This is a genomic window from Ralstonia sp. 1138, assembly GCF_040544795.1.
GTDB lineage: Bacteria > Pseudomonadota > Gammaproteobacteria > Burkholderiales > Burkholderiaceae > Ralstonia > Ralstonia flatus.
The window spans coordinates 474517-490873 of the sequence record NZ_JBEPKQ010000002.1 but is presented as its reverse complement, the minus strand read 5'-3'; the positions used below and the strand labels follow the sequence as shown (position 1 = coordinate 490873).

Genomic DNA, 16357 nt, shown 5'->3' with positions numbered 1-16357 from the left:
ATAGCTTTATGAAGAGTGCATGTCAATCGTGGCACTTCAGTTCGTGCCGGATTGAATGAATTTCCAAATTTTAAAATTCGTGCGTGACGAATCCCTACGGGATTCTTATAATCCGGCAAAACGGAATCCTTTCTCTCTGAGCCAGAGGGGGGGTTCATGACTAGAGGAAACGGGAAAGGGCGAACAAGCCTTATGCCAACGGAGGTGGGGATTCCCTACTTCACCGGCGCTCGGGGGGGCGCCGGCTCGGATTGTGCGCAAGCTGCGCCGCAAACCGTGCAAACGATTGCACGGTTCGGCACGCTGCGACTGGCACCGAGGGGTTTGCAGACCTTTCTCAGGACCACCCTGGACACCACCCAGGAGGCTCCGCTGGCGATCGTCGACGGGAACAGCAGCATGACGATCCGCGCAAGGCCGACGGCCAGGCAACAGCGCCCGCAAGAAAAGACATGCGAGCACAGGCGCAATTGCCCGCATGGCACTCATAACAACGCGCACCGCAGACAGCAGAGCGCAGCCACAAGGCTGCTCGCCGGAGTGTGTCGGCTGGTTAGACGGGAGGTATCACAAAGTGGGTATTCAGATCTTGCTGGTCGAACAAGACCAGGCAGAGGGGGAGCGTCTGTCGTTTTCCCTGCGTGATGGTGGACACGATGTTCAACGGGTCAGCCATCCGGGCCAGGCGCAGGCTGCCATCCTGGCCGCCATGCCGGAGCTGCTCCTGATGGAGTGGACGTGGCCCGAGCGCGAGTCGATCGACATGCTGCTGGCCTTGCGCGCCAACATGCAGACGCGCGGCCTGCCGGTCATCGTGCTGTCCCGCCATGGCGATGCGCGTGCCAAGATTGCCGCGCTCGACGCCGGTGCCGACGACTACGTCGTCAAGCCGTGCGACACGGGCGAACTGCATGCCCGCATCCGCGCCGTACTGCGCCGCCGCGCGCCGCATCAACATGGCGACGACATCCTGCAGGTCAACGGCCTGCGCCTTGACCCGCTGACGCTGGGTGTGACCGCCCAGACCGACACCGGCCCACGCGCCATTCCGCTCAGCCCGCTGGAATTCCGCCTGCTGCACTTTCTCGTCGCGCATCCGCAACGCGTGCATTCGCGCACGCAGCTGCTGGACCGCGTGTGGGGCAACCATGTCTTCGTGGGTGAGCGCACGGTCGACGTGCACGTGCGCAAGCTGCGCGTCGCGCTGGCCGGCACCCCGTGCGATGGCCTGATCCAGACCGTGCGCGGCGGCGGCTATCGCCTCGTCGTCGGCACCAGCGGCGCAACGGCCATGCATGCTGCCGAAGCGATCGGCCTGCAGCTCGAAGCCGCAACCCGCAAGGCCGAACTGCCGTCGTACGGCCACGTGCCGACATCGCGTTCGCTGGCCAAGGAACCGGTGCGCCTGGGCGTCTGAGCCCAGGTCGATCCAACGCGCATCGCGCATCTCCGACGGCCATCCCATCGCCGCTCATGCCGGGCGGCGATGGGGGCGTCGCGTCATCTCATCCGTTCAAGGTATCGACTATGAAGCTGTGGCACAGCGGTGTACTGCTGGCTGGACTGACGCTGGGCGCGCACGCCCAGGAAGTCACGCCAGGTTTGTGGGAAAGCACGACGAGCGTGACGCTGAACGGCAAGCCGTTGCCGCACTTTGACGAGCAAGGCCGCCAAGTACCGAGCCGCCCCGAACGCGGCTGTCTGAGCGCCAACGATGCCGGCGACGTGCGCGCCATGTTTGAGCGTTCCATCCGCCGCGATCAACAAGGCTGCAAGCTCACGCGGTGGAACTACACGCTGGGCACGCTCAAGGTCACGCTGTCGTGCGAAGACCCGCAGGGCGGCAAGGGCGTGCTGGAAGCCAGCGGCCCGCTGACGCCGACGTCGTACAACATCAGCGGCAATGGGCAGTATCAGCATTCGCAGTTCGGACCGATGAAGAGCGGCTTCCACTACCAGGGCCGCTACCTCGGCGGGTGCAAGTCGTAAGCGACGCACCAAAAGACAACGGCCGGACTGCACACGCAGCGCCGGCCGTTTTTGCTTGGGGAAGCCCGATCAGCGTTGGCTCTCGCGCCAGCGCTTGAGCCAGCCGAGCCCTTCGCTGGTGCCGGCACGGGGCCGATACTCGCAGCCGACCCAGCCGTTGTAGCCAAGCGCATCCAGCAACGCAAAGAGGTGCGGATAGTGCAGTTCGCCTTCGTCCGGTTCGTGGCGATCGGGCACGCCGGCGATCTGCACGTGGCCCACACCCTCAACGTACTGCTTGAGCTTGACCGACAGATCGCCCTCCATGATCTGCGCGTGGTACAGGTCGAACTGCACCTTGACGTTGGCGGCGCCGACTTCCTTGCACACCGCATGCGCCTGCGCCTGATGCGTGAGGAAGAAGCCCGGCATGTCGCGCGTGTTGATCGGTTCCAGCACGATGGTGACGCCCGCGCCGGCAGCCTCGCGCGCAGCGTAGGCGACGTTGCTGACGTAGGTGGCGTGATGGCGTGCGCGGTCAGCACCGGCGGGCAGCAGGCCGGCCATGACGTGCAGGCGCGTGTTGCCGAGCACCTGCGCATATTCGAGCGCTGTCGCAATGCCGCGCTTGAATTCCTCTTCGCGACCGGGCAATGAGGCGATGCCGCGCTCGCCGCCCGCCCAATCGCCCGGCGGGGCATTGAACAGCGCTTGCGTGAGCCCAGCGTCGTCAAGACGGGCGCGGATATCGGCCTTGTCGAAGTCGTAAGGGAAGAGAAACTCCACGCCCTCGAAGCCGTCTTCTGCCGCGGCGGCAAAGCGGTCGAGAAACGCGTGCTCCTGGTACATCATGGACAGGTTGGCGGCAAAGCGCGGCATGACAGACCTCTGAATACTATTGCTTATTTATTGACCAGCTTGGGCGGCGTGCGCAACACGGCAATGCAGCCGAGCACCAGCACGCCCGCCAGCGCGTACATGCCGGCGGATGTGCTGCCCGTCATGTCCTTGAGCGCACCGATCATATAGGGGCTCACGAAACCGGCCAAGTTGCCGACCGAGTTGATGGCGGCAATGCCGGCCGCAGCAGCGGTGCCTTGCAGGAACGCCGTGGGCAGCGACCAGAACAGCGGCGCACACGTCAGCACGCCCGCGGCAGCCAATGACAGGAACACGATCGACAGCGCCACGTTGTTACCCGCGGTTGCCACCACCGCAAACCCGACGGCGCCCATCAACGCGGGCACAACGAGGTGCCAGCGGCGCTCGCGGCGTGCATCGGCGCTGCGGCCGATCAGTACCATGGTGATCGCCGCACAGACATACGGAATGGCGGAGAGCACGCCCACCATCAGGGTGTCTTTCACACCGGCGTTCTTCACCAGCGTCGGCATCCAAAACGTCAAGCCGTACTGGCCCATGACGAAGGCGAAGTAGATCAGGCTCATCATCCACACGCGCGGATCGGAGAACACCTTGCCGATGCCGGGGTGCTCGGTCTTGCCTTTGTTGTCGGCCGCAATGTTGGCTTCGAGGATCTGCTTTTCCTCTTCCGACAGCCACTTGGCCTTGCGGATGCTGTCATCGAACTTCCAGAGCACCAGCAGGCCGACCAGCACCGCCGGGATGGCTTCGATCACGAACATCCACTGCCAGCCCTGCCAGCCGCTGCCGGCGCCTGCCCCGTGAAACGCGCTCATGATCCAGCCCGACAGCGGGTTGCCGAAAATGCCCGAGATGGGAATGGCCGCCATGAACATCGCCACGATGCGTGCGCGGCGGTGCGACGGATACCAGTACGTCAGGTACAGGATGATGCCGGGGTAGAAGCCGGCTTCCGCCAAGCCCAGGAGAAAGCGCATCACGTAGAACTGCGTGGGCGTCTGCACGAATGCGAACGCGCCGGAGATCAAACCCCACGTGATCATGATCCGCGCGATCCAGATGCGCGCGCCGATCTTGTTCATCAGCAGATTGCTCGGCACCTCGAAGAGGAAATAGCCAATGAAGAAGATGCCGGCACCGAGCCCGTACACCGTCTCAGAGAAGTTCAGCGCCTGCGACATCTGCAGCTTCGCAAACCCGACGTTCACGCGGTCGAGGTACGCGACCACGTAGCAGAGCATGATGAGCGGGACGATGCGGCGCGACACGCGCGCATAGACGCTGTCCTCTTTTGAAACGGCGTGCGAAGGCAACGCCGCCGTGGTGGCGGTCGAGGTGTTCATGTGGTCTCCGGTGTAGGTTTTATGTGGGCCGGGCAGCGGGCTACCGATTTGCTCCTGATCGCTACCAACGGGCCCCGAACGTCTGGCGCAGTTCGTCGATCTGCGCGTCGGACAGCGGTGCCGGCTTGGGTTCGGTCATCAACCAAAGCCGTGCGGTTTCTTCCAGTTCTTCCAGCGCGTAAGCGGCATTCGACACGGAGCCGTGCCACACCACGGGCCCCAGCCGGTCGAGCAGCACGGCGCGCACGTCGCAGGCCAACTCGGCGATCTGCGCAGCGACGTCCGGATGCCCCGGCCGCTGATAGCGGACCAGCGGCACGTGGCCGACCTTCATCACGTAGTACGGCGTGATGGGCGGCAGCACGTCGGCTTCATGCCAGACGCCCGCCAGCGTGAGCGCCACGAGATGCGTCGAATGCGTGTGCACCACGGCATGCGCCTCCGCATTGCGGTCGTAGATGCCGCGATGCAGGGCGAGCGTTTTCGACGGCTTGTCGCCGCTGACCCATTCGCCTGCGGTACTGACCTTGGCGATGCGCGCCGGGTCGAGCGTGCCGAGGCAGGCATCGGTGGGCGTGATGAGCCAGCCGTCGGGCAGGCGCGCGCTGATGTTGCCCGCCGTGCCGACGGTGTAGCCGCGCGCATACAGGCTCTGACCGACATGCGCGATCTCTTCGCGCAGCGCGCTTTCGTTCGTTGCGGTCATGCGACCGGCTCCGTCGTTGCGTGGGCCAGCTGCGCAAGCGCCTTCTCGAAGAAATCCACGGTCCCGAAGTTGCCGGATTTCAATGCCAGCGCAACCGGGTCCTTGTCGATGGTGGCCGTCCAGGGCACGCCCGGGTCGATCTGCGGGCCGATGCGCAACGCGCGCACGTCGAGCGCCTGCACAACCGCGCCCGATGTCTCGCCGCCGGCCACCACGAAGCGGCGTACGCCATCGGCGTGGAGCGTGCGCGCGATGCGGCCCAGCGCGTCTTCCACCAACTTGCCGGCGCGCTCCACGCCCAGCGTCTTCTGTACGTGGGCCACTTGCTCCGGCGCACTGGTGGCGTACACCAGCACCGTCTGCCCGGCATGGCGGTGCACGAAATCCAACGCCTCGACCACGACCGGTTTGCCTTCGGCCAGCGCCAGTGGATCGATCTGGAACGCCGGGCGCGAGGCACGCCAGTGCGCCACCTGGGCATTCGTCGCGCGCGAGCAGCTGCCCGACAGCACGATCGCCGAATCGGCCACCGCGGGCAGTTGCGCCGCATTGCCCTGCGCAGTGATCAGCCCTGCGCGGCGATATTGCGCCGGCAAGCCAAGCGCCAGGCCCGAGCCGCCCGTCAGCAGCGGCAGGTCGGCAAACGCCTCGCCCAGCACGATGAGGTCGTCTTTCGAAATGGCATCGGCAATTGCCAGCTTCACGCCGTCGGCACGCAGTTGCTGGGCCTGGTCGCGCGCAGCCTGCGCACCGCGCATGACGGTGTCGTATCGCAGCAGGCCGACCTTGCCCGCACTCTGGCGCGCAAGCACCGACACGAGGTTCGGATCGCGCATCGGCGTGAGCGGATGGTGCTCCATGCCCGACGCGTTGAGCAGCACGTCACCCACGAACAGATGACCACGGAAGATCGTGCGGCCGTTTTCGGGAAAGGCGGGGCAGGCCAATGTGAAATCGGTACCCAGCTCGGCCATCAACGCTTCGGCCACGGGGCCGATGTTGCCGGCATCGGTGGAATCGAACGTCGAGCAGTATTTGAAGAAGAAGCGCGAGCAGCCTTGCGCGCGCAGCCAGTGCAGTGCATTCAACGACTGCGCCACGGCATCCGCCCCCGGAATCGTGCGCGACTTGAGCGCAACGACGATGGCATCGGCATCCGCAGCGATGGCCTCGGCGCCTGCCTGCGGCACACCGATGGTCTGCACCGTGCGCATGCCGGCACGCACGAGCATGTTGGCAAGGTCTGTCGCACCGGTGAAGTCGTCGGCGATGCAACCGAGGACCGGGCGGGACGTGGGCGCTGCGCTCATTTCGGTTGGCCCTCCGGCAACGTGATGCCCGGGAAGATCTTGATGACGGCCGAATCGTCTTCCTTCGCATAACCGGCCGTGGATGCCTGCATGAACATCTGATGCGCGGTAGCCGCCAGCGGCAGCGGAAACTTGGTCGCGCGCGCGGTATCGAGCACGAGGCCCAAGTCCTTGACGAAGATGTCAACGGCGGACAGCGGCGTGTAGTCGCCCGCCAGCACGTGGGCCATGCGGTTTTCGAACATCCAACTGTTGCCCGCGCTATGGGTGATGACTTCGTACAGCGCATCCGCTGCCACGCCTTCGCGCAGGCCCAGGGCCATGGCTTCGGCCGCAGCGGCGATGTGCACGCCGGCCAGCAGCTGGTTGATGATCTTGACCTTGCTGCCCGCGCCCGCCTTGTCGCCCAGGCGATAGACCTTGCCGGCCATGGCGTCGAGCACATGGCCCGCTGCCGCATATGCCTCGGGCGTGGCCGAGGTCATCATGGTCATCTGGCCCGAGGCAGCCTTGGCCGCGCCGCCCGAAATCGGTCCATCCACATACAGAATGCCCTGCTGCGCGAGACGCGCCTCCAGCGCAATCGACCAGTTCGGGTCGACCGTTGAACACATGACGAACGTGCTGCCCGGTCGCATGGCGGCCGCTGCACCGGCCTCTCCGAACAGCACAGCTTCGGTCTGCGCGGCGTTGACCACCACCGAGACCACCACGTCCACGCCCGTCGCCACCTCGGCTGGCGTTGCACAGGCCACGCCGCCTTCCTTGGCGAAATCCGCCGCGGCACCGGGGCGCGCGTCGCAGGCATGCACGGTGTAACCGTGATTGCGCAGGGTCTTGGCAATGCCCAGGCCCATGGCGCCGAGTCCGATCACGCCGACCTTCCGGTCAGCCATCGATTGCGTCATGAATGACTCCAGAAATCAGTCTTGCGCCACGTCGCGCCCTTCGGCCAGACGACGAGCGGCATTGAACATGTGGGTCTGCGCGGCATTGCGTGCAGCCAATGCGTCGCGGTGGCGGATGGCCTCGACCATCGCGCGGTGCTCGTCGCGGACCTGGCGGGCGAAGTCTTCACGGCGCGCTTCGTTGCTGCGCGTCACGCCGATCGCTTCCTCCAGGTATTGGCTGAAGAAGCCAAGCGCCTGCACGAGGAACGGATTGCCGCTGGCCGCCGCGATGGCATGGTGAAAGCGCAGGTCTTCGGTCACGCCGTCACCGCCGGCCGCCACGGCAGCGTCAATGCCGTCGAGTGCGGCGTCGATCTCGATCATCTCGGCCTCGGTGCGACGCTGGGCGGCCAGCGCGGCGCCTTCGGCCTCCAGCGCGCGGCGCAGTTCGATGATGTGCAGCACGGCGTCGATCGACCCGGCCTGCGCCGCGTCGATCCGCAGCGGCTTGAGGCCGGCCTGCTGCGTGACGTACACGCCGCTGCCCTGGCGCGCTTCGACCACGCCTTCGTGGCGCAGACGCGAGATGGCTTCGCGAATCACGGTACGGCTGACACCGAATTCCTGCCCGAGCACGGTTTCGGAAGGCATGCGTTCGCCGCGGCGCAGTTCGCCCGCGTCGATCTTGTCCATCAGGGTCTGGGCCACGCGGTCGGACAGGGAGGGCGCGGCGTCGAGTCGTTCAAACATGGGGCAGGGATGTCTTGGCAAGCGTAAATTCGTCGTGTCATCATACAAGTTGAGTCGCAGAGCTTCATCCCTGTTTACCCTAGGCATCGATCAAAACGCCCGGCGGGTTACGCCAGGCAACAAGGAGACACCATGAACATCGTCATCACCGGCGGCGCCGGTTTCCTGGGCCAGCGCGTGCTGGCGGCACTGCTCGAACAACCCGGCCTGCCGGATGCGGACGGCTCGGTGCAGCCCGTTGAGACCTTCATCGTGCTGGACCAGGTGGCCGGTCAGATTGCCGATGCGCGCGTGCGCTACGTGACCGGCGATGCCTCCGACCCCGCCCTGATCGCCAAGGTGATCGACGAAAACGTGGGCGGCGTGTTCCACCTGGCCGCCGTGGTGAGCGGCACCGCGGAGGCCGATTTCGACCTCGGCATGCGCGTGAACCTGGACGGCACGCGCGCATTGCTCGATGCGCTGCGCGCGCAGCACGCCAAGACCGGCCGTGCGCCGCGCGTGCTGTTCGCCAGCTCCGTGGCGGTGTTTGGCGGACAGTTGCCCGCCGTTGTCACCGACGACACGGCGGCCACGCCGCAGGCCTCGTACGGCGTGCAGAAGCTGATGGGCGAATTCCTGGTCGGCGAGTATTCGCGCAAGGGCTACATCGACGGGCGCGCGGTGCGCATCCCCACGGTGTCGGTGCGCCCGGGCAAACCGAACGGCGCGGCCTCGAGCTTTGCCAGCGGCATCATCCGCGAGCCATTGTCAGGCGAGGAAGCCATCTGTCCGGTGGAAGCCGAGACTGAGCTGTGGCTCGCCTCGCCGCGTCAGGTAGTGGCGTCGCTGCTGCACGCGTACACCCTGCCGGCGTCGGCATGGGGCCATCGCCGATCACTGAACCTGCCGGGCATTACGGTGCGCGTGGGCGAGATGGTGGAGGCGTTGCGCAAGGTGGCGGGCGATGCGCCGGTCTCGCGTATCCGCTGGGAGCCGGACGCCCGCATCAAGGCCATCGTGCAAAGCTGGCCGGCACGCTTCGATACCGCCCGCGCCGATGCCATGGGCTTTGGCCGCGACACCTCGTTCGAGGCGATGGTGCGCGATTACGTGGAAGGCACAAAGGGCGTCTAACGGCCCTTTCCCAGCTCCACCGCAAACTTCACCAGCTCCGCCTGGCCCTCGATGCCGAGTTTGCGCTTCAGGTTCAGGCGGTGCGATTCCACCGTGCGCACCGACAAGCCCAGCTCGTCGGCGATGCGCTTGTTGGCGTAGCCCTTGGCGATGCCGTCGAGAATGTCGCGCTCGCGCGGGGTGAGCGCCTCCACAGGCGTGGGCATGACGGCCTGCTCGGCCATGCGCATCGCCAGCTGCGCGCTGTAGAACGGCCGGCCGGCCAGCACGGCATCGATGGCTTCGACCAGTTCGCTGGCGGGCGCGTCCTTGAGCACGTAGCCGCGCGCGCCGGCGCGCATCACCTGCCGCACGTATTCCAGGTTGTCGTGCATCGACAGCACGAGCACGGCAATCTCGGGAAATTCCTCGGCAAACTTTTCGGTGAGCGCGATGCCGTTCATGCCGCGCATGCCGATGTCCATCAGTGCCAAGTCGGGCGACAGCGTGCGCGCGGCCTGCAGGGCGGCTTCAGCGTCGCCGGCTTCACCCACCACTTCGAAATGCGGCACGGCTTCCAGCCGCACGCGCACGCCATCGCGCACGAGCGGGTGATCGTCGACGAGGAGCAGTTTGACGGGCGCGGGTGATCGCATGTTCATACGAGCGGAGAAGAGGGAACAGAAGCCAATCGAGCGATGACGCCATGCGGCAGCACGGCGGTCACCTCCGTGCCGTGCGGGCCGGAGGCGATGGTACAGGTGCCGCCGAGCGCGGCCATGCGCTCGCGCATGTTGCGCAGGCCGATCCCGTGTTGCGGGTCGACCTGCACGGACTCCACGTCGAAACCGGGGCCGTTGTCGCGAACGGACAGGCGCACCGCATCGATATCGTTTTCGAGCAGCACGGCGATGCGCGTCGCTTGCGTGGCATGGCGCTCGATGTTGGAGACGGCCTCCTGCGCAATGCGGAACAGCGCGGTGTTGCACGCATCCGGCAATTGCACCGGCGGGCCGACAAGTTCGAGCGCAATCGCAAACCCCGGCTGGCTGTCTTCGTGTGCCTCCCGTGTTTCGCGCACGAGGAGTTCCAATGCTGCCGCCAAGCCAAGATCATCCAGGAGCGCAGGGCGCAGGTTGTGCGACACGCGCCGGACCTCGCCCAGCGCACCGTTCAACCGGTCGAGCGCGCGGCGCAGCATGCTGTCTGCCCGCTCGATCGACGCCGGCGATGCAGGCCCGGCCTCAAGATGGCCATGCGCGGTTTCCAGCAACAGCTTGGTCGACACCAGCACCTGGCTGATGCCGTCGTGCAGCTCGCGCGAGACACGCGCGCGTTCGTCTTCCTGGGACTTCACCACCTGCTGCGCGAGCTGGCGCAGCTTGGCATCGGCCTGGCGATGGTCGCTCACGTTCAGCGCCAAACCGCTGCCGGCCACCAGCAGGATGCTGACTGCGGCAATGCCCACCACCCAGGCCAGCGTCTGGTCGATGTTGGTCTGCGCGCGCCGGTCAATCTCTCGCAGGGTTTGCTCGATGTCGTCCAGGTACAGGCCGGTGCCGACCATCCAGCCCCACTGCGGAATCGGCTCGACGTAACCGAGCTTGGGCACGCTCTGGTGCGTGGACGGCTTGTCCCACATGTAGCGTACGAAACCGCCGCCGGCCTGCGCGGCGGCAACGAGTTTCTGGATGGTCGGCTGTCCGCCTGAATCCGTCAGGTCCCACAAGTCGCGGCCGACAAGTTCGGGCTGGCGCGGGTGCATCAGGTTGCGGCCGCGCAGGTCATAGAGAAAGAAATAGCCGTCGGTGCCGAAGTCGAGACGGGCGAGGGTGCGCATGGCTTCGTCGCGCGTGGCGTCGTCCCGGGTCGGGTCGGCGCCGTGGCCGGCTGCCAGCAACGGTGCGATGGCACTCTGCGCCAGCTTGACGTAAGACCGCAGCTCGGTCTCCTTGGCCTGCAGATACGCCGACTCCACCAGCTGCCGTTCGTGCCGCGCCAGCGCGATCGACTGATGGCGCACGGTCAGCATGATCGCCAGCATGGCAATGGTCAGCGGTGCGACGGCGAGCAGCAGGATTTTCTGGCGGAGCTTCATAACAAAAACGCGGCGCTTTGCTGCATTGCAAGGTGGCGGCGCGGTCTCGATCAGGTGTGGGGCCCTGCGTAGAACTACGGACATGCGTTGCGTAGTCCTCCGCTTGTGGCGCGGGGTGGGGCTGGCAAATACTACACGCCCCTGTCACGGGGCAGGACTTACCGCAGGGATGAACCCACATCCCGCGTTCAGCACAACACTTCGACCAAGGTTCGAGGAGACCGACATGAGCTTCGTCAGGCAACACCTGATCTGGCTGGTCATCGCCATTCTTGGCGCGTCTGCGTTTGCCACCGTTGCGCTTGCGCGCGGCGAGGCCGTCAGCGCGCTCTGGGTGGTAGTGGCCGCCGTATGCATCTACCTGATCGCGTATCGCTACTACAGCCGCTTCATCGCCGACAAGGTGCTCGGTCTGGACGGCACCCGCAAAACGCCCGCCTGGCGTTACAACGACGGGCTCGACTACGTTCCCACCAACAAGCATGTGCTGTTCGGGCACCACTTTGCGGCCATTGCCGGCGCTGGCCCGCTGGTCGGCCCCGTGCTGGCCGCGCAGATGGGCTACCTGCCCGGCATGCTGTGGATCCTGGCCGGCGTCGTGTTTGCCGGTGCAGTGCAGGATTTCATCGTGCTGTTCATCTCCAGCCGCCGCGACGGCCGCTCGCTGGGCGACCTCGTCAAGAGCGAGATGGGCACCGTGCCCGGCGTGATCGCGCTGTTTGGCGCGTTCCTCATCATGATCATCATCCTGGCCGTGCTGGCGCTGATCGTGGTGAAGGCGCTGGTCGGCTCGCCGTGGGGCACCTTCACGGTAGCCGCCACGATTCCCATCGCGCTGTTCATGGGCGTGTACGTGCGCTACATCCGCCCGGGCCGCATCGGCGAGATCTCCATCATCGGCTTCGTGCTGCTGATGCTGGCCATCATCGGCGGTCAGGCGGTGCATGAAAATGCCGCCCTCGCGCCGCTGTTCACGTTCGACGGCAAGGCCCTCACGTGGATGCTGATCGGCTACGGCTTTGTCGCCTCGGTGCTGCCGGTGTGGCTGCTGCTGGCCCCGCGTGATTACCTGTCGACGTTCCTGAAGATCGGCACGATTCTCGCCCTGGCCATCGGCATCCTGATCGTCGCGCCCAAGATGCAGATGCCTTCGCTGACGCAGTTTGCCGGCGGCGGCGGCCCGGTGTGGTCGGGCAACCTGTTCCCATTCCTGTTCATCACCATTGCGTGCGGCGCGGTGTCGGGCTTCCACTCGCTCATCTCGTCGGGCACCACGCCCAAGCTGCTGGAGAACGAAACGCAGGCCCGCTTCATCGGCTACGGCGCGATGCTGATGGAATCGTTCGTCGCCATCATGGCGCTGGTGGCCGCTTCGGTCATCGACCCGGGCGTGTACTTCGCGATGAACAGCCCGGCGGCACTCGTGGGCGCGACACCGGATACGGTGGCGCACACGCTGTCCACCTGGGGCTTCGTCATCACCCCTGACGTGCTGATCCAGACCGCCAAGGATGTCGGCGAAAACACCATCCTCGCCCGTGCAGGCGGCGCCCCGACGCTGGCCGTCGGCATGGCGCACATCCTGCACCAAGTGGTGGGCGGCCCGGCCATGATGGCCTTCTGGTACCACTTTGCGATCCTGTTCGAGGCGCTGTTCATCCTCACGGCCGTGGATGCAGGCACGCGCGCCGGGCGCTTCATGCTGCAGGATCTGCTGGGCACCTTCGTGCCGGCACTCAAGCGCACGGATTCGCTCGTCGCCAACCTCATCGCCACGGCCGCGACCGTCGCCCTGTGGGGCTACTTCCTGTACCAAGGTGTGGTCGATCCGCTGGGCGGCATCAACACGCTGTGGCCGCTCTTTGGCATCTCCAACCAGATGCTCGCCGCGATTGCGCTGACGCTGGGCACCTGCGTGCTCGTCAAGATGAAGCGCGACCGCTACGTGTGGGTGACGCTGCTGCCGACCGCCTGGCTGCTGATCTGCACGCTCACCGCCGGCTGGCAGAAGCTGTTCGATCCGGACCCGAAGATCGGCTTCCTGGCGCATGCCAACAAGTACGCCGGCGCGATCGCCGAAGGCAAGCTGCTGGCCCCGGCCAAGTCGATGGCGCAAATGCAGCAGGTGGTGCTGAACGACCGCATCGACGCGTTCCTGTGCGGCCTGTTCATTCTCGTGGTGGTCAGCATCGCGTGGTATGGCGTGCGCACGGTGCTCAAGGCGCGCGCCGCGAGCCGCCCGACCGCCAACGAAACGCCGTACGAAGCGCTGGGCGCATGAGCACGGGCATGCGCGAAGAACTCGAGAACTTCGGTCGCTACCTGGGCCAGACGCTGCGTCTGATGGTCGGCGTGCCGGACTACGACACCTACGTGCGGCACATGCAGGAGACACACCCCGACCAGGCCGTCATGACGTACGAAGACTTCTTCCGCGAACGCCAGGACGCGCGCTACGCCGGACGCGTCGGCCGCTGCTGTTGATGAACGGTTGAACGCGCTCCAAAACAAGAACCGCCGGTGCATGCAGCCATGCCCGGCGGTTTTTTCTTGCGTGTCCTACATGGACTGACGTGCCGCTGTGGGCGGATCGCCATGCTTGGCGCGATACGTTTGCTCCACCAGTGCGCGCAGCTTGCCGAGTGCGCCGACATCGCCTTGGGCAGCCGCCCTGCCGTACCACTTCTTGGCCTGCTCGATATCCTGCGCCACCACGCCGGGCTCGCCACGCTCGTAATAGCTGCCGACGATGTACTGCGATGGCGCGTCGCCGCCCTCGGCCGCCTTCTTGTACCAAGTGAACGCGCGCCCGTAGTCGCGCGGCACACCGCGCCCGGTGAAGTAGTCGGTGGCCAGCGCGCGCTGCGCCTCGACATGCCCGCCGGCGGCAGCACGCTCGTACCACTTGTTGGCTTCTTCCAGGGAGCGAGGCACCAGCTCGCCGCGTTCGAACAATTCGCCGTAGGCAAACTGCGCGTGGGTCATCTGGTTATCGGCGGCACGGCGCAGCCATTTGACCGCTTCGTCGGGCCGCGCGACGGTGCCTTCGCCGCGCATCAGCATCATCGCGTAGTTGAATTGCGCGAGCCGGTTGCCGCGTTGCGCAGCCTCGGCAAATTCGTCGAAGGCGTGGCCGAAGTCGTTCTTCTCGTAGTGCGCGATGGCGATCTGGGTGAGGGCGTCGGCGTCGCCCCGCACATCTTGCGGCGAGGCGGCGGCCAGTGCAAAAGGTGCCGCCATCCCCATCGCAACCACCAACACCGCCTGCAGCATGCGCGGACTTCTGCGCCTGGTCTGTCTGCTCATCGCACGCTCCTCACCGGAAGATGAACCAGTGTAGCGCGCCACTGTGCTGCGCGTGGGCGCGCACAAACCAGCACACGGCAAGCCCATCGATGCCGAGGCAATCAGCCGGCGCGCACCCGGTACACCGCCACGCTGCCGCGCCAGTTGGCGCCCCAACGGACCACGTTGCCTTCGTGGAGGACAACGCGGTCGAGAATCACCAGCCCCACCTTGGGCGCCAGCGCTTCAAAGTCGCGGATGGTCAGCACGCGCACGTTGGGCGTGTCGTACCACTCGTACGGCAGCGATTCCGACACCGGCATGCGCCCGCGGAAGATCGACAGCCGGTGCGGCCAGTAACCGAAGTTCGGGAACGACACAATGCACTCGCGACCCACGCGCAGCATCTCGCGCAGCACCTGCGCCGTGTTGTGGATGGTCTGCAGCGTCTGCGACAGGATGACGGTGTCGAAGCTCTTGTCTTCGAACAGCGCCAGCCCGCCTTCAAGATTCTGCTGGATCACGTGCACGCCTTTTTGCGTGGAGGCCAGCACGCCCGCATCGTCAATCTCGATGCCGTAAGCCAGCACATCCAGCTCGTCCTGCAGCACGCTCAGCAGGCTGCCGTCCGCACAACCGAGGTCGAGCACGGTGGAGCGCGGCTCGATCCAGCGGGCGATGGCTCGGAAGTCCGCGCGGTCGGCCAGGATGTTCGGTACCGCGGAAGGTGCCGCGGTGTTCAGCGTTTGCGTTGTCATGCGCCGATCTCCTGGGCGATGCGTTCGTAGTAGGCGCGGACCAGCGCGTGGTAGCGCGCGTCTTCCAGAAGGAAAGCGTCGTGGCCGTGGGGCGCGTCGATCTCGCCGTAAGTGACACGGTGCTTGTTGTCGAGCAGCGCCTTGACCAGCTCGCGGCTGCGCGAAGGGGCGAATCGCCAGTCGGTCATGAAGCTGACGACGAGGTAGCTCGCCTTGGTGTGCGCGACGGCCTTGGTCAGATCGCCGCCGTAAGCCAGCGCGGGGTCGAAGTAATCGAGGGCGCGCGTGATGAGCAGATACGTGTTCGCATCGAAGTACTCGGCAAACTTGTCGCCCTGGTAGCGCAGGTAGCTCTCGACCTGGAACTCGACGTCGAACGAGAAACGGATGTCTTCCGCCTTCAGCTCGCGGCCGAATTTCGCGGCCATGTCTTCGTCCGACAGATACGTGATGTGGCCGATCATCCGGGCCACGCGCAGGCCGCGCTTGGGCTTGACGTTGTGCGCGTAGTAATCGCCGCCGTGGAAATCGGGGTCGGACAGAATCGCGCTGCGCGCCACCTCGTTGAAGGCGATGTTCTGCGCCGACAGCTTGGGCGTAGAGGCCACCACCACGCAGTGCCGCAGCCGGTCCGGATACATCAGGCTCCAGGCCAGCGCCTGCATGCCGCCGAGGCTGCCGCCCATCACCGCCGCGAATTGCTGGATGCCGAAACGGTCGGCCACGCGCGCCTGCGCGTTCACCCAGTCTTCCACCGTCACCACGGGGAAGCGCGCGCCATAAGGCAGGCCGGTTTCCGGATGCGGGCTCATGGGGCCGGTCGAGCCGAAGCACGAACCCAGGTTGTTCACCCCGATGACGAAGAAGCGGTTGGTGTCGACCGGCTTGCCCGGGCCGACCATGTTGTCCCACCAGCCGACTTCGCCCTCGGCGTGCACGCCCGCCACGTGGTGCGAAGCGTTGAGCGCGTGGCAAATGAGCACGGCGTTGGAACGGTCTGCGTTGAGCGTGCCGTAGGTTTCGACCATCAGGTCGTAGCCGCTGATTTGCGAGCCGTTGCGCAGTTGCAGCGGCTCGGCAAAGTGCATGCGCTCGGGCACGACCAGGCCGATGGCGTTGGCCGGTTTGCCGTGCTGTGCCTTTGAAGAGGCGGTATCGGCCTGCGCCGCATCGGCTGCGGTGACCGCGGGGTCAGCCTGGATGTCTGTCATGGCACCAAAGAAAAAACCCGACCGGCAACGCTGTTCACGCAACCAATCGGGTTCTCAT

The 16357-nt window shown here is 65.8% G+C and carries 16 protein-coding genes; 5 read left to right on the top strand and 11 right to left on the bottom strand.

Going from position 1 to position 16357, the window contains the following annotated elements; genetic code table 11:
• The first annotated feature begins 574 nt into the window (after positions 1-574).
• The gene (locus ABIC76_RS09970; RefSeq protein ID WP_354533837.1) at positions 575-1417 is read left to right on the top strand and encodes a winged helix-turn-helix domain-containing protein; all 843 of its coding nucleotides are present in this window, start codon (positions 575-577) and stop codon (positions 1415-1417) included.
• A 110-nt stretch (positions 1418-1527) separates the two neighbouring features.
• A complete protein-coding gene (locus ABIC76_RS09965; protein WP_354533836.1) occupies positions 1528-1989 on the top strand; it encodes a DUF3617 domain-containing protein in 462 nt (153 codons plus the stop codon).
• 69 nt (positions 1990-2058) lie between these two features.
• Here ABIC76_RS09965 and otnI read toward each other — a convergent pair whose 3' ends face one another.
• The 6 genes from otnI to ABIC76_RS09935 form a co-directional block, all read right to left on the bottom strand.
• Positions 2059-2847 (bottom strand): 2-oxo-tetronate isomerase, encoded by a 789-nt coding sequence (gene otnI, locus ABIC76_RS09960; RefSeq protein WP_354533835.1) that lies wholly within the window; start codon positions 2845-2847, stop codon positions 2059-2061.
• A gap of 23 nt (positions 2848-2870) precedes the next feature.
• On the bottom strand, positions 2871-4196 hold the full coding sequence (locus tag ABIC76_RS09955; RefSeq protein ID WP_102064187.1) for an MFS transporter: 1326 nt from the start codon (positions 4194-4196) through the stop codon (positions 2871-2873).
• Positions 4197-4257: 61 nt separating this feature from the next.
• Complete coding sequence (gene otnC, locus ABIC76_RS09950) at positions 4258-4902, bottom strand: 3-oxo-tetronate 4-phosphate decarboxylase (RefSeq protein ID WP_102064186.1); 645 nt, start codon at positions 4900-4902, stop codon at positions 4258-4260.
• Positions 4899-6212, bottom strand: a complete 1314-nt coding sequence (otnK, locus tag ABIC76_RS09945) for a 3-oxo-tetronate kinase (RefSeq protein WP_354533834.1) — start codon at positions 6210-6212, stop codon at positions 4899-4901. Before otnK ends, otnC begins: the two co-directional genes overlap by 4 nt.
• Positions 6209-7120: an L-threonate dehydrogenase gene (gene ltnD, locus ABIC76_RS09940; RefSeq protein WP_354533833.1), complete on the bottom strand. Its 912-nt coding sequence runs from the start codon at positions 7118-7120 to the stop codon at positions 6209-6211. Before ltnD ends, otnK begins: the two co-directional genes overlap by 4 nt.
• A gap of 15 nt (positions 7121-7135) precedes the next feature.
• Positions 7136-7852: a FadR/GntR family transcriptional regulator gene (locus ABIC76_RS09935; protein ID WP_102064183.1), complete on the bottom strand. Its 717-nt coding sequence runs from the start codon at positions 7850-7852 to the stop codon at positions 7136-7138.
• Between the two features lie 132 nt (positions 7853-7984).
• Between ABIC76_RS09935 and denD the strand changes: the two genes are divergently transcribed.
• On the top strand, positions 7985-8968 hold the full coding sequence (gene denD / locus ABIC76_RS09930; RefSeq protein WP_354533832.1) for a D-erythronate dehydrogenase: 984 nt from the start codon (positions 7985-7987) through the stop codon (positions 8966-8968).
• Here the strand turns inward: denD and ABIC76_RS09925 are convergent.
• A complete protein-coding gene (locus tag ABIC76_RS09925) occupies positions 8965-9609 on the bottom strand; it encodes a response regulator (RefSeq protein ID WP_027678646.1) in 645 nt (214 codons plus the stop codon). The two genes, denD and ABIC76_RS09925, sit on opposite strands and share 4 nt — an antisense overlap.
• Positions 9606-11045: a cache domain-containing protein gene (locus ABIC76_RS09920; protein ID WP_354533831.1), complete on the bottom strand. Its 1440-nt coding sequence runs from the start codon at positions 11043-11045 to the stop codon at positions 9606-9608. Before ABIC76_RS09920 ends, ABIC76_RS09925 begins: the two co-directional genes overlap by 4 nt.
• A 226-nt stretch (positions 11046-11271) precedes the next feature.
• Between ABIC76_RS09920 and ABIC76_RS09915 the strand changes: the two genes are divergently transcribed.
• Positions 11272-13326, top strand: coding sequence for a carbon starvation CstA family protein (locus tag ABIC76_RS09915; protein WP_027678648.1), 2055 nt, complete (start codon positions 11272-11274; stop codon positions 13324-13326).
• A gap of 8 nt (positions 13327-13334) precedes the next feature.
• On the top strand, positions 13335-13529 hold the full coding sequence (locus ABIC76_RS09910; RefSeq protein ID WP_027678649.1) for a YbdD/YjiX family protein: 195 nt from the start codon (positions 13335-13337) through the stop codon (positions 13527-13529).
• 75 nt (positions 13530-13604) lie between these two features.
• Here the strand turns inward: ABIC76_RS09910 and ABIC76_RS09905 are convergent, their stop codons facing one another.
• From ABIC76_RS09905 to metX, 3 genes are all read right to left on the bottom strand, one after another.
• A complete protein-coding gene (locus tag ABIC76_RS09905; RefSeq protein ID WP_354533830.1) occupies positions 13605-14351 on the bottom strand; it encodes a tetratricopeptide repeat protein in 747 nt (248 codons plus the stop codon).
• Positions 14352-14452: 101 nt separating this feature from the next.
• On the bottom strand, positions 14453-15088 hold the full coding sequence (gene metW, locus ABIC76_RS09900) for a methionine biosynthesis protein MetW (RefSeq protein WP_027678651.1): 636 nt from the start codon (positions 15086-15088) through the stop codon (positions 14453-14455).
• Positions 15085-16299, bottom strand: a complete 1215-nt coding sequence (metX, locus tag ABIC76_RS09895) for a homoserine O-succinyltransferase MetX (RefSeq protein WP_354533829.1) — start codon at positions 16297-16299, stop codon at positions 15085-15087. Before metX ends, metW begins: the two co-directional genes overlap by 4 nt.
• Between the last annotated feature and the right edge of the window lie 58 nt (positions 16300-16357).